11 protein-coding genes are annotated in these 12,373 nt (G+C 73.0%); 6 read left to right on the forward strand and 5 right to left on the reverse strand.

Going from position 1 to position 12,373, the window contains the following annotated elements; genetic code table 11:
* The first annotated feature begins 131 nt into the window (after positions 1–131).
* The 6 genes from ACZ3X1_RS24035 to ACZ3X1_RS24060 all read left to right on the forward strand — a co-directional run bounded on the left by ACZ3X1_RS24035 (position 132) and on the right by ACZ3X1_RS24060 (position 6,096).
* Complete coding sequence (locus tag ACZ3X1_RS24035; RefSeq protein ID WP_467280905.1) at positions 132–1,523, forward strand: MFS transporter; 1,392 nt, start codon at positions 132–134, stop codon at positions 1,521–1,523.
* A 58-nt stretch (positions 1,524–1,581) separates the two neighbouring features.
* A complete protein-coding gene (locus tag ACZ3X1_RS24040) occupies positions 1,582–3,564 on the forward strand; it encodes a helix-turn-helix domain-containing protein (RefSeq protein ID WP_467280906.1) in 1,983 nt (660 codons plus the stop codon).
* Between the two features lie 63 nt (positions 3,565–3,627).
* A complete protein-coding gene (locus tag ACZ3X1_RS24045; protein ID WP_467280907.1) occupies positions 3,628–4,398 on the forward strand; it encodes an SOS response-associated peptidase in 771 nt (256 codons plus the stop codon).
* A gap of 74 nt (positions 4,399–4,472) precedes the next feature.
* Positions 4,473–4,901, forward strand: coding sequence for a hypothetical protein (locus tag ACZ3X1_RS24050; RefSeq protein ID WP_390078347.1), 429 nt, complete (start codon positions 4,473–4,475; stop codon positions 4,899–4,901).
* Positions 4,895–5,128, forward strand: a complete 234-nt coding sequence (locus ACZ3X1_RS24055) for a helix-turn-helix transcriptional regulator (protein WP_390078345.1) — start codon at positions 4,895–4,897, stop codon at positions 5,126–5,128. Before ACZ3X1_RS24050 ends, ACZ3X1_RS24055 begins: the two co-directional genes overlap by 7 nt.
* A complete protein-coding gene (locus tag ACZ3X1_RS24060) occupies positions 5,125–6,096 on the forward strand; it encodes an NAD(P)-dependent alcohol dehydrogenase (protein WP_467280908.1) in 972 nt (323 codons plus the stop codon). The genes ACZ3X1_RS24055 and ACZ3X1_RS24060 overlap by 4 nt, the downstream gene beginning before the upstream one ends.
* Here the strand turns inward: ACZ3X1_RS24060 and ACZ3X1_RS24065 are convergent.
* The 5 genes from ACZ3X1_RS24065 to ACZ3X1_RS24085 form a co-directional block, all read right to left on the reverse strand.
* On the reverse strand, positions 6,091–7,128 hold the full coding sequence (locus tag ACZ3X1_RS24065) for an endonuclease/exonuclease/phosphatase family protein (RefSeq protein WP_467280909.1): 1,038 nt from the start codon (positions 7,126–7,128) through the stop codon (positions 6,091–6,093). The two genes, ACZ3X1_RS24060 and ACZ3X1_RS24065, sit on opposite strands and share 6 nt — an antisense overlap.
* A 175-nt stretch (positions 7,129–7,303) precedes the next feature.
* Entirely contained in the window at positions 7,304–7,963 is a 660-nt protein-coding gene (locus tag ACZ3X1_RS24070; protein ID WP_467280910.1) for a hypothetical protein, read from the reverse strand.
* A 143-nt stretch (positions 7,964–8,106) separates the two neighbouring features.
* Positions 8,107–10,107, reverse strand: a complete 2,001-nt coding sequence (locus tag ACZ3X1_RS24075) for an RICIN domain-containing protein (protein WP_390078337.1) — start codon at positions 10,105–10,107, stop codon at positions 8,107–8,109.
* A gap of 631 nt (positions 10,108–10,738) precedes the next feature.
* Positions 10,739–11,623 carry a sigma-70 family RNA polymerase sigma factor gene (locus tag ACZ3X1_RS24080; RefSeq protein WP_467280952.1) on the reverse strand — a complete coding sequence of 295 codons (885 nt, stop codon included), beginning with the start codon at positions 11,621–11,623 and terminating at the stop codon, positions 10,739–10,741.
* Between the two features lie 187 nt (positions 11,624–11,810).
* Positions 11,811–12,359, reverse strand: a complete 549-nt coding sequence (locus tag ACZ3X1_RS24085; protein ID WP_467280913.1) for a GNAT family N-acetyltransferase — start codon at positions 12,357–12,359, stop codon at positions 11,811–11,813.
* Between the last annotated feature and the right edge of the window lie 14 nt (positions 12,360–12,373).

Below are 12,373 nucleotides of genomic sequence, written 5' to 3' on the forward strand. Positions count from 1 at the left end.
GTCCCGTGTGGTGGTCGCGAGGGTATCGGCGCACCCAACTATGGCGGCCCGCCACATACACCCTTGAACTGCGCGTTCCTATGGTGTGGCGACGCAACGATGTCCCCCGCCCGTCCCCGGAAGTGGTGACCATGGCCTTCGCAGCACCCGCATCCACACCGCCCAGAGCCCTCGCGCGCGTCGTCGCCGCCAGTCTCATCGGCACCACCGTGGAGTGGTACGACTTCTTCCTCTACGGCTCGGCCGCCGCGCTGGTCTTCAACGAGCTGTTCTTCCCCGACAGCGAGCCGCTGGTCGGCACCCTGCTCGCCTTCCTCACCTACGCGATCGGCTTCGCGGCCCGCCCACTCGGCGGCCTCGTCTTCGGCCACTACGGCGACAAGATCGGCCGCAAGCGGCTCCTCGTCCTCAGCCTGCTCCTCATGGGCGGCGCCACCTTCGCCATGGGCCTGCTGCCCACCCACGCGAGCATCGGCGTCGGCGCGCCCGTCCTCCTCACCCTCCTGCGCCTGACCCAGGGGTTCGCGCTCGGCGGCGAGTGGGGCGGCGCGGTCCTGCTGGTCTCCGAGCACGGCGACGACGAGCGCCGCGGCTTCTGGGCCTCCTGGCCCCAGGCGGGGGCGCCCGGCGGCAACCTGCTGGCCACCGGCGTACTCGCCCTCCTCGCCGCCGTACAGTCCGACGAGGCCTTCCTCGCGTGGGGCTGGCGCATCCCCTTCCTGCTCTCCGGCGTGCTGGTCGTGATCGGCCTGTGGATCCGGATATCCGTCTCCGAGTCCCCGGTCTTCCTCGAAGCGCAGGCCAGGGCGGCGCGACAGGCAGCCGCCGGTGTCGAGGCGAAGCCGCCCGTGGCGGAGGTGTTCCGTACGAACTGGCGCGGCGTCCTGACCGCGATCGGCACCCGCCTCGGGGAGAACATCTCGTACTACGTCATCACCGCCTTCCTCCTCGTCTACGTCACCAGCCACCTCGGCCTGCCCAAGAGCGACGGCCTGAACGCCGTCCTGATCGGCTCCGCCGTCCACTTCGCCGCCATCCCGGCGTGGGGAGCGCTCTCCGACCGCATCGGCCGCCGACCCGTCACCCTCATCGGCTCGGTCGGCATGATCGGGTGGGCGTTCGCGTTCTTCGCGATGCTGGACTCCAAGTCCTTCCCGGTGATCGTCGCCGCCGTGACCGTCGGGCTGCTCCTGCACGGCGCGATGTACGGACCGCAGGCCGCCTTCATCTCCGAGATGTTCGCCACCGAGGTCCGCTACTCCGGTGCCTCGATGGGCTCCCAGCTCGCGTCCGTCATCGGCGGGGCGCTCGCCCCGATCATCGCCGTGGCCCTGCTCAAGGACTACGACTCCTCCGTACCCGTCTCGATCTACCTGGGCGCGGCGGCGGCGGTCACCACGCTGACCGTCCTGGTCGCGAAGGAGACCCGCGGGCGTAGCCTGGCCCGCGGACACGCCCCGGCAGGCGGCTCGGTACCGGGCCCGCCCACGACCGGGCACGAACCGGTACCGGCCGACAACTGAACCGGATCGGACGGGCAGCCGGTCCGTGCGAGTCCACCACCACGACGGAGAGCGCCCGATGTCGACCGCAGGAAGCACAGGAAGCACAGGAAGCACAGCGAGCGCCGGCGCCGGCCCCGGAACCGGCATCGGGCAGACCCGGAGCGCGCTGCTGCACCTGCGCCACCTGCTGGACCTGCTCGACCAGGGCGCGCCGGCCGAGCAGTTCGCACCGCCGGCCGCCCCGGTCTCCGGCCCGCACCCCGACGAACCGGACGCGGCGGTGGTCGCGGAGGCCACCCGGGTCGCACTCCGCATCCGCCGCACGCTCAGCCAGCACCGCCGCCGCGAGGCCGAACTCGCCGCACTCTTCGACACCGCCGGCGACCTGGCCCGGCTCAGAGACCTGGATGCCGTGCTGAAGGCCATCGTCCGCCGCGCCAAACTCCTCCTCGGCACGGACGTCACGTACCTGTCCCTCAACGACGACGAGGCGGGCGACACCTACATGCGGGTGACCGACGGCTCGGTCTCCGCCGCGTTCCAGCAGGTCCGCCTCGGCATGGGGGAGGGCCTCGGCGGTCTGGTCGCCGAGACGGCCCGCCCCTACTCCACCGGCGACTACCGCGACGACCAGCGCTTCCGGCACACCACGACGATCGACGGCGCCGTCACGGAGGAGGGGCTACGGGCCATCCTGGGCGTACCGCTGCGCCTGGGTACCCGGGTGATCGGCGTCCTCTACGCGGCGGACCGCACCGCCCGCGCCTTCACACCCGACGAGGTCGCCCTCCTGTCCTCGCTCGCCGACCACGCCGCCATCGCCATTGACAGCGCCCGCCTGCTCGACGAGACCCGCAGCGCACTCGTCGACCTCAACGAGGCATCGCGGACCATCGAGGCGCACAGTGACGCCATGCGGCGCGCCGAAGACGCCCACGACCGGTTGACCGATCTGGTGCTGCGCGGCGCCGGCATCACCGAGGTCGCCACCGCCATCGGTACCGTCCTGCAGGGCGGCACTCTGATCCACGACGCCGACGGCACCGAACTCGCCCGGGCCGGCACCGATTCCGGGCGGCCGTCGGCCCGGGCCGTCGCCGCGTCCCGGGCCGGCGGGCGTGCCGTGTCCGCCGACGGCACCTGGGTGTGCGCGGTCCTCGCCGGCCCCGAGCTGCTCGGCAGCATCGCGCTGACCGGCCGCCCCGACCTCGGCGACGCCGACCGCCGCCTGTTCGAGCGCGCCGGGGTCGTCACGGCCCTCCTGCTGCTCCAGCGCCGCTCGGTCGCCGAGGCCGAGGACCGGGTTCGCGGCGAACTCCTCGGGGACCTCCTCACCGGGGCCGCCGACCCGGCGAGCCTGCCCGCGCGCGCCCGCCGGGTCGGAGTGGACCTGGACCAGCCGCACTCGGTGTTCGTCCTGCACTCCGCCGCCGCGCCCAGACGGCGGCTGCTGGCCGCCGCCGCCCGCATCGCGCACGCCCGCAAGGGCCTGGCGGGCCTGCACCACGACGGCGTGGTCCTCGTCCTCCCCGCCGAGCACCCCGGACCCGGACCCGGCGCCGCGAGGCTCGCCGGCGAGCTGGGCCAGGCCCTCGCCGGCCCCGTCACCGTCGGCGCCGCCGGGCCGGTCAGCGGTCCGGAGCCGTACCCCGACGCCCACGCCGAAGCCCTCCGCTGCGGGACCGCCCTGCGCGCACTGGGCCGGGAGGGCTCCGGTGCCGCCCTGGGCGATCTGGGCTTCCTCGGCGTGCTGCTCGGCGACCGGACGGACCTCGGCGGCTACGTGCGCCGGACCCTGGGCCCGGTGCTCGACTACGACGCGAAGCGCGGCACGGAGCTCGTCCACACCCTCCGGACCTACTTCGACGAGGGTACGAGCCCGTCCAGGGCCGCCGAGGCCCTCCACGTGCACGTCAACACCGTGGTACAGCGGCTGGAGCGGATAGGCCGGCTGCTCGGCCGCGACTGGCTGCGGCCGGAACGGTCCCTGGAGCTGCAACTCGCCCTGCGCGTCATGCGCGTGCAGCGACCGGACGATTCCGGCCCGCCCGCCCCTTGACCCGCGTGACGCGGTTCGCGGCGCAGCCGCCGGAAAGCGGCGACAGGTGGCAGGGTGGAAGGCATGTGCGGCCGTTACGTCTCCACCCGTGGTCCCGAAGACCTCTCCGGCCTCTTCCAGGCCGCGCCCCCGGATCCGGGGCACGCGCTGGAGCCCAGCTGGAACGTCGCCCCCACCGACGCGGTCTGGGCGGTGCTGGAGCGCGCGGACCGGGAGAGCGGGCTGCTGGAGCGCAGGCTGCGGCCGCTGCGGTGGGGTCTGGTGCCGTCGTGGTCGAAGAGCGCGACCGCCGGCGCGAAGATGATCAACGCGCGCGTGGAGACGGTGCACGAGAAGCCCGCCTACCGGCGCGCCTTCGCCAAGCGCCGCTGCCTGCTGCCGGCGGACGGGTTCTACGAGTGGCAGGCCGTCCCCGCCTCCGCCGGAGCGAAGGCGTACAAGCAGCCGTACTTCATCCGCCCCGAGGACGGCGCCGTGATGGCCATGGCAGGGCTCTACGAGTTCTGGCGCGACCCGGGCGTCGCCGACGACGACGATCCAGCGGCGTGGTGGGCGACCTGCACGATCATCACCACGGAGGCGACCGACGCCGCCGGCCGCGTCCACCCCCGTATGCCGCTCGCGCTCGCCCCGGCCGACTACGAGGCCTGGCTCGACCCCTCCCACCAGGACGCGGACGAGCTGCGCGCCCTCCTCGCCACTCCCGGGGGCGGCCGACTGGACGTCCGCCCCGTGTCGACGGCGGTCAACAACGTGCGCAACAACGGGCCCGAACTCCTCGACGACCCCGCGGATCCCGCTCCGGCGGCGAAGCGGAGAACCACCGCGACGTAAAGAAACATTGACACCATGTGCGGCGTGCTTGACACTTCGGGTGTCAGGTTTTCTTTACATGGGGAGTGGTGGCCGTGGCCGTCGAAGAGAAACGCGCCTGGATCATGATCGTGGTCACGGTGCTGTCGTACACGGCCTACCTGGCCCTCGTCCTCGGCCGGTCCGGGGCCGGCCCGATCACCCAGGAGCCCTACGCCGCCGCACTGCTGTGGACCGTCGGCTCGGCCATCGCCGCCTCCATCGCGCTGCACGCCACCGTGGCCCTCCTGTCGCCCGAGGAGGGCAGGACCAAGGACCAGCGCGACCGCGAGATCCACCACTTCGGCGACCACATCGGGCAGTCGTTCGTCGTCGTGGGCGGCGTGGCGGCGCTCGTCCTGGCGATGGCCGAGGCGGACCGGTTCTGGATCGCCAACGCCGTCTACCTGGCCTTCGTCCTGTCGGCGCTGCTCGGATCCACGGCGAAGATCGTCGCGTACCGCACGGGCTTCCAGCCGTGGTGAGGCCCACGCGGGTCACCAACAGGATCCGGGCCCTGCGCTTCGCCACCGGCGAGATGACACAGGCCGAACTCGCCCGCCGGATCGGTGTCACCCGGCAGACCGTCATCGCGATCGAACAGGGCCGCTACTCGCCCTCGCTGGAGAAGGCCTTCGAGATCGCCCGCGTCTTCGCCGTACCGCTCGACGCTGTGTTCCAGTACTCCGCCACCGAAGGAGACGCCTCATGAAGGCGATCGTGCAGGACAGCTACGGTCCCCCGGACGTGCTGCGGCTCGACGACGTGGACCGGCCGGTTCCGCGCCGGGGCGAAGTGCTCGTACGGGTCCACGCCGCCGCGGTCGACCAGGGCGTCTGGCACCTCGTGACGGGCCTGCCGTACGCTTTGCGGCCCGTGTTCGGCCTCCGGGCACCCCGTGTGCGCACACCCGGTATGGACCTCGCAGGGCGGGTGGAGGCCGTCGGGCCCGACGTCACCCGGTTCCGGCCCGGCGACGAGGTGTACGGCAGCTGCCAGGGGTCGTTCGCCGAGTACGCGTGCGCGAAGGAGGACGCCCTCGCCCCGAAGCCGTCGGGCCTCGGCTTCGAGGAGGCCGCCACCGTCCCCGTGTCCGCCGTCACCGCCCTCAAGGCTCTGCGCGACGTCGGCCGGGTCCGCGCCGGGCAGCGCGTCCTCGTACTGGGCGCCTCGGGCGGCGTCGGTACCTACGCCGTGCAGCTGGCCAAGGCCTTCGGGGCCCACGTCACCGGTGTCTGCAGCGCCGCCAAGACGGACCTGGTGCGGTCCATCGGCGCCGACGAGGTCGTCGACTACGGGCAGCAGGACCCCGTCGACGGCAGCCGCCGCTACGACCTCGTCCTGGACATCGCGGGCAACCGGCCACTGTCCCGGCTCCGCCGCGCCCTCACCGCCCGCGGGACCCTCGTCATCGTCGGCGGGGAGGGCGGAGGCCGGTGGCTCGGGGGCAACGAACGCCAGCTGGGCGCCATCCTGCTGTCGCCCTTCGTCGGCCCGCGCCTGCGCTCGCTCGCCGTCATGGAGCAGCACCACAGCGACCTGCGGGCCCTCACGGAACTCATCGAGGCCGGCTCCGTCACCCCGGTCGTCGACCGCATCTACCCGCTGGCCGAGGTACCCGAGGCCATCCGCCGCCTGAGGGGTGGTCAGGCACGAGGCAAGATCGCCATCCGGCTATGAGCCGTCCGCGGGGTCCCAGCTGATGCGGGCGACGACCGGCAGGTGGTCGCTCCCGGTGGCGGGAAGCGTGCGGATGTCGGCAACGGCCGCCGAGCGGGCCAGGACCTGGTCGATCCGGGAGACCGGGAAGGACGCGGGCCAGCTCAGGGCGAACCCCCGCTGCGGCACCTCCATCCGCGAGGTCACCGGAGCGAGCCCGCGGTCGTCCACGGTGCCGTTCAGGTCGCCGAGCAGCACCACCCGGTCCACCGGCTCGGCGGCGACGGCCGCGCCCAGCATCCGCGCGCTCTCGTCCCGCAGCTGCGAGGCGAAGCCGGACGGCCGGATGCGGACCGAGGGCAGGTGGGCGACGTAGACGGCGATCTCGCCGTGCGGCGTGCTCACGCCGGCCCGCAGGCCGCGGCTCCAGCCCTCCCCGATCCCCGCCGGCTTGATGTCGAGCCGCCGTGCGCCCGTCAGCGGGTACTTCGACCAGAGGCCCACGGTGCCCTCGACGGCGTGGTGCGGATACCGCGACGCCAGGGCCTGCGCGTAGGCCGGTAGCGCGGAGGGGGTCAGCTCCTCCAGGGCGATGAGTTCCGGCGCGGCCCCGGCGAGCGCGGCCGCGGTGCCCGCCGGGTCCCGGTTCTCGTCACTGGCGTTGTGCTGGACCACCGTGAGGTCGTGGGCACCACGCTCCGCCGGCAGGAGCAGCCCGCCGAACTGGCCCAGCCATGCCAGCGCGGGCAGCAGCAGGGCCACCGGCGCGACGGCCGAGCGGCGTACGAGCGCCGCCACGAGCAGCAGCGGAACCGCCAGGCCGAGCCAGGGCAGGAACGCCTCCAGCAGGCTGCCGAGGCGGCCCACCGCATTGGGCACGGCGGAGTGGAACGCCAGCACGGCGGCGGTCAGCAGGGCGAGCGAAGCGAGGACCCGCCCGCGCCCGGCCGTGGCCGCACGCCACCGGCCTCCGCGGGGCGCGCCGCAGGCCGTACCGCCGGCCGCCTTGTCGGTCGCCCCTTCGCCCACCCGCTTCGCCAATGCCCCGCCCATCCGTCCCGGACCGCTCCCGCCCCGCAGAATGAGCACGACGTCGCCCGCTACGACGCCTGATCCGCCGCCGGGGTTCCCGCAGGGCCGCACCGCGGGGGCCCGTCCTGGCGGCGGCGGCCCGGGAAAGCGACGGCGTAAGGGCCGTCGCCGCTCGGTCGGACCGGCTACCCGCCCGCTACGACGTCCTGCACGCGCCGCGCATCCGGCGCCGGCGCAGCAGCAGGCCCACGCCCGCTCCCGCCAGGGCGGTCGCCGCGACACCCGCCGTGGTCCACCAGACGGCGTCGCCCTCGGAGGCGGGCACCGCCTGCGTCCCGGAGGGAGCCGGAGCGGGGGACGACGCGGCGGCGGAGCCCGATGCGGCGGAATCGGAACCGGAAGCGGGGTTCGGGGCCGACACGGCCGGAGTGCCGCCGGTCGCGGAGCCCGTGGTCCCCGCACCGGTGGTCGGAGCCGGGTCCACCACGGGTACGCCGACTTCGAGTTCACCCTTGCCGAGCGCGGGGAACCCCACCTCGACGCTGACCTTCCACGAACCGGGCGGCAGTGCCTCGGCCGTGGTCCATCCGGCGGGCGCCGCCGCCGTGTCGCGGACCAGGCGCCAGGGGCCCATCGTGCGGGAGCCGTCGACGCTGACCGCGTTCACGGTGGCGGCGACCGTCTCGTCGACGGCGTCCCCGTCGTTCTCCCAGGTGATGTCGGCGGTGACGTGGCCGGCGCGTTGTCCGGTCACCACCACCTTCAGGGTGTCTCCGTGGGCATGGGCCGCAGCGGGGAGCAGGAACATGAGACCGAGTGCGGCCAGGGTGGCCGAGAGAGCGATTCGTATGCGCATCGTCGGGTGCTCCGGTCGAGATGAGGGGAACCGGCGGACGGCCGCACGGGGGCGGCCGTCCGCCGGGGCGGATCACGGCGTCACGGGGTGGTCCCGGCACCGGGGCGTGGGGTACGCCTCGGCGCCGGGCGTGGCGGCAGTGCTCAGCCGGACTTCTGGAGGGTCCAGGCCTGCGCCGCGCGGCCGTCCGCACGCTGGAGGTCGAGCAGCCAGTTCCCGTAGTAGGGGCGGTTGCTGACGGTGAGGGCGAAGCCGCCGCCCGGATCCGTCACGGCGACCGCGCCACCGCGGGACGTCAGCTTCCAGGCCTGCGCGCCGTTGCTCTTGTCGCAGGGCTGCTGGGAGACCCACATGCCCGCGGCGGGCGTGCCGCCCGGCTGGAGGCACTTGCCGGAGGCCGCGGACCGGATGCGGACCTGGCCGCTGCCCGCGTCGTCGAAGTACCACTGCTGCTGGGCGTAGCCGTTGGCGCGGCCGCCGACCAGCAGGGTGCCGTCGGCGGTGCGGCCGCCCCACACCTCGGCCGCCATGCCGGTGCTGCCGTTGCCGAGCGTGTAGCGGCTGCCCGGGGTGGTCGCTCCGCCCCCGGCGCCGGTCGTACGGAACGTCGCGGCCTTGCCGGGCCCGCTGTCGCGGCCGGAGCCGTCACGGGCGGACACGGTCACCGTGTACGAGGTGTTGGGCTGGAGGTTGTAGATGCGCAGCACCTGCGACTGGACCCAGGCCAGGTGCTTGCCGTTCAGCATCACCTGGTACCAGGCGGTGCCCTCGACCTTCGGCCAGCTCACCACGACGGAGTCGGACTGGATCTGGGCCGCCGTCGCCGTCGGTCCGCCGGTGGGCTTCTTGGTCGGTGTCGGCGAGGGCTTCTTCGTGGGCGTCGGCGTCGGGTTGGGACCGGGGTCCGTGCCGCTGCCACCCTTGGTCTTCATCAGGAACTGGTTGTCCGCGATGTTCCAGTGCGTGGCCAGGTAGCTGCCGGCCTTGGGACTGGTGTGGAAGTAGTCGTCGTGGTTGCAGTCCAGAATGTTCTCGGACGCCTGGTTCGTGCAGATGTTGCGCATCTGCGGGTAGTACGGGGTGTCCGAGTAGCACATGACGTCGTACTCGTCGGTGCAGTGTGCGCCGCGGCTGGTGTTCGGGGCGCTGTTGTTGACGGCGCCCAGGTTGTGGCCGAGTTCGTGCGCGGCGGTGTGGCCGCCCCAGCAGCCCGAGTCGGTGCGTCCGTAGGACGGGCCGAAGTTGCTCTGGTTCGCCTGGCCGGGACGCTCGTCGCCCGCGAACGTGCCGATGCCGCAGTAGACCTGGCTGTCGGCGAAGATCATGTACTTGCGGTCGCGGCGGTCGAGGCCCTTGGCGGCCAGCGCTTTGTTGGTCGCGCTGAACTCGGCCAGGGCGTTGGCCGGGAGCTCGATGTTGAGCACGGTGGGGGTGCAGTCGGCGGCGGTCACGTAGCGGATGTGCCGGACGCCGCCGGTCTCCTTGGCGCTCGCCGAGTAGATGAGGTCGGCGTCGGCCGCCCACTTGCGGAACGAGGCGAGGTACTCGGAGTAGCGGTCCTTGCCCGGGGCGTGGACGTATACGACCTGCACGCGGTTGCCGGTGCTGCCGTCGCCGTCGCACTGGACGGTCTGGCCGGCGGGGCCCGCGGCGACGGCCTGGCCGCCTTCGGCGGCGGCGGGCGCGGGCGCGGTGGCCTTGGTGGCCGTGGCGTCGGCCGCGGGCGCGTCCTGAGGACGCCCGCCGCCTTCCTTGGTGGCCGGGTCGTCGGTGGAGGGCTTGGCCGGATCGGCCGCCGGGGCCGTCTCCTTGACGGCCGGCGGGATCTCCTTCGTGATGTCGACGCCCTTCGGCGGGGCGTCGGGGCCGTGGGTGCACAGCCCGTCCCCGGTGCGGTAGACGCCGACGCAGCGGTCGCCCTTGGGCGCCGGCTGCAGGCCGTCGTAGATCATGCCGCGCGCGTTCTCGTTCGCGGGTGCGGCGGAGAGGGGTTCCGGCTCCTGGTCCCGGGCGGGGGCGGCGGCCGGAGCGGAGGCGGCGGCCTCGACGGATCCGGCGGCCTGGGCACCGTCGCCGAGCCCGGAGTAGGCGATGCCCGCGGCGATCACCGCCCCCGCTGCCACGGCGGCGGTGGCGAGTATCAAGCGCCGGGGTTTACGGCGGTGATCGGTTGCAGTGCGTCTGCGACGGCCTGTCATGGGCACCTCAAATCATTGTCGGACTAGTGGGGTGCGCGGAAGCCTGCCAGACGAATGCGGCGGAGAATTCGGACAAACGGGAGCGCGGTCCGGGAAATCATTCCGTTACCTGTTGGCATGATTTGACGAACACTCAACTTGCCGTAAATAAAGGCGAGTTACGCGCGTCGCTACCGAAAGGTCCAGTCCTTTCGGGGCGGGTTGTTATCAAATCGAGATATGATGTGGAAGCTTATTGACGGGAATTCAGTCAGGAATTCACCTAATTACTACCTGCCGAATTCTCTCCGTCACGAGCGGTGAGGGTCGGCGCCCGGCTTCCGGCCCGAGCGGCCGTCGGCTCCCTTATGGAGACGGCCAGTTGGCGAAACCCGTCGGTCGGCCCGTCCCGAGTGCTGCGGTACGGAGCGTCGTCGTCCGCTCCGGATGCCAGGCCGGCCGCTGTCGACGACCTGGCCGACCCCGAGGGCAACGAGGCCGGCGTCGGGGCGGCCGGCTGGACCGGGCCGGAGCCGCCCCGGCGGTGAGGACTGCTGGGGCGGCGGGGCGGGACCGTGGTTCGTTGCTGTCCGTCGTGTCAGTCGAGGGCGACGACGGCGCTCAGATCGATGCGTGCGAGGCGCTCGGGATCGGTGAGGATGTCGAGCGCGATGATCCGGCCGTCCCGGACGGTGAACGCCATGACCGACCTCGCCCGGCCCTCCGCCACCGCGACCGCACCGGGAAGTCCGTTCACCAGCACCGGACGTGCTGCCTCTGCGAAACGGGCGAAGGCGATCGCCTGCGAGGCGACCTCGGCCGCGCCTCGACGCACCAGCGAGGGGTGCAGCGCACCTCCGTCGGAGCGGGCCACGACCTCGGGGTCGAGGACGTCGACCAGGGCGGCGAAGTCCCCGCCGCGCGAAGCGGCGAGGAAGGCGTCGACGACCGCACGCAGGCGGGCCGGATCGGGATCCGGAGCGGGTACGGCGCCCTGCACCCGGCGGCGGCCCCGGCTGGCGAGCTGCCGCGTCGCGGCCGCGCTGCGCCCGAGGGCCGGGGCGATCTCGTCGAAGGGCACGGCGAACAGGTCGTGCAGGACGAAGGCCAGACGTTCGGCGGGAGGGAGCGTCTCCAGGACCACCATCAGGGCGATGCCGACCGAATCGGCCAGGAGGACCTGCTGTTCCGGGTCGAGGCCGTCCGCCCGGCTGACGACCGGGTCGGGAAGGCGGACCTGCCCGTACTGGTCGTGCAGCGGATCCTCGCGCCGCGTCGTACGGGAGCGCAGCATGTCCAGGCACACCCGCCCGACCACGGTGGTCAGCCAGCCGCCCAGGTTCTCGACCGCGTCGGCGTCGGACCGGTGCAGCCTGAGCCATGTCTCCTGTACGGCGTCGTCCGCCTCGCTGAGCGATCCCAGCATCCGGTAGGCCACTGCCCGCAGATGGGGGCGGTGCTCCTCGAACCGCCGCGCCGGCATCTCTTTCCCGCTCACCCGTCACATCCCGTCTCGGAAGCCCAGTCCGAAGTCCGGACCATAGCCGAACGTCCAACGGGCGCAGCACCCGGTTGAGTTGGCGTGGCGAGTGGTGAGGGGGTGCGGCGGCCCGGATCGCCCGGCCGGGCAGCGGTCAGGGCGAGGACGAGGGCGACGGGCGGCGAACGGGTCACGCCCCGTTCGCCCACTCCTCGCGGAGCATCCCGAAGAGCACGCGGTCGTACCGTTCCCCGTCCACCATCACGGCCGACCGGCGGCGGCCCTCCTCGCGGAAGCCCGACCCGGCGAAAGCACGGACGGCGCGCTCGTTGCCGCTCCAGGTGTCCATCTCCAGCCGGCTCAAGTGGTACGCGCCGAACAGATGGCCGACGAGCAGCCGCAGCGCGTCCCGGCCGTGCCCGCAGCCCCAGAAGTCCCGCTCGCCGATGGTGACCCCCAGCGTCGCCACCCCGGCGTACGGGTCCATGTCCCGGTAGTCGGCCATGCCGATCACCCGCCCGTCCTCCAGGTTCTCCACCGTGAACACGGCCGACTCCGTGGGGACGAGCCTCAGCATGGTGTCGAAGCCGAGCCCGACCGCCTCCGCGGTGACGGGGCCGAAGCACGGGTCGCCGGCGGCGGCCCAGCGCACCACTTGGGGGTCGTTGCGCCAGCGGAGGTGGTGCTCCGCGTCGTCGGACCGCAGCGAGCGCAGCCGGACCAGGTTTCCTTCGATCATTGCGGAATCGTAAG

It is taken from the genome of Streptomyces sp. NPDC023541 (assembly GCF_055559995.1).

Bases quoted from the DNA above. Each gene is read 5' to 3' on its own strand.
- ACZ3X1_RS24035 (WP_467280905.1), top strand. From the start codon at position 132: ATGGCCTTCGCAGCACCCGCATCCACACCGCCCAGAGCCCTCGCGCGC.
- ACZ3X1_RS24040 (WP_467280906.1), top strand. From the start codon at position 1,582: ATGTCGACCGCAGGAAGCACAGGAAGCACAGGAAGCACAGCGAGCGCC.
- ACZ3X1_RS24045 (WP_467280907.1), top strand. From the start codon at position 3,628: ATGTGCGGCCGTTACGTCTCCACCCGTGGTCCCGAAGACCTCTCCGGC.
- ACZ3X1_RS24060 (WP_467280908.1), top strand. From the start codon at position 5,125: ATGAAGGCGATCGTGCAGGACAGCTACGGTCCCCCGGACGTGCTGCGG.
- ACZ3X1_RS24065 (WP_467280909.1), bottom strand. From the start codon at position 7,128: ATGGGCGGGGCATTGGCGAAGCGGGTGGGCGAAGGGGCGACCGACAAG.
- ACZ3X1_RS24070 (WP_467280910.1), bottom strand. From the start codon at position 7,963: ATGCGCATACGAATCGCTCTCTCGGCCACCCTGGCCGCACTCGGTCTC.
- ACZ3X1_RS24080 (WP_467280952.1), bottom strand. From the start codon at position 11,623: ATGCCGGCGCGGCGGTTCGAGGAGCACCGCCCCCATCTGCGGGCAGTG.
- ACZ3X1_RS24085 (WP_467280913.1), bottom strand. From the start codon at position 12,359: ATGATCGAAGGAAACCTGGTCCGGCTGCGCTCGCTGCGGTCCGACGAC.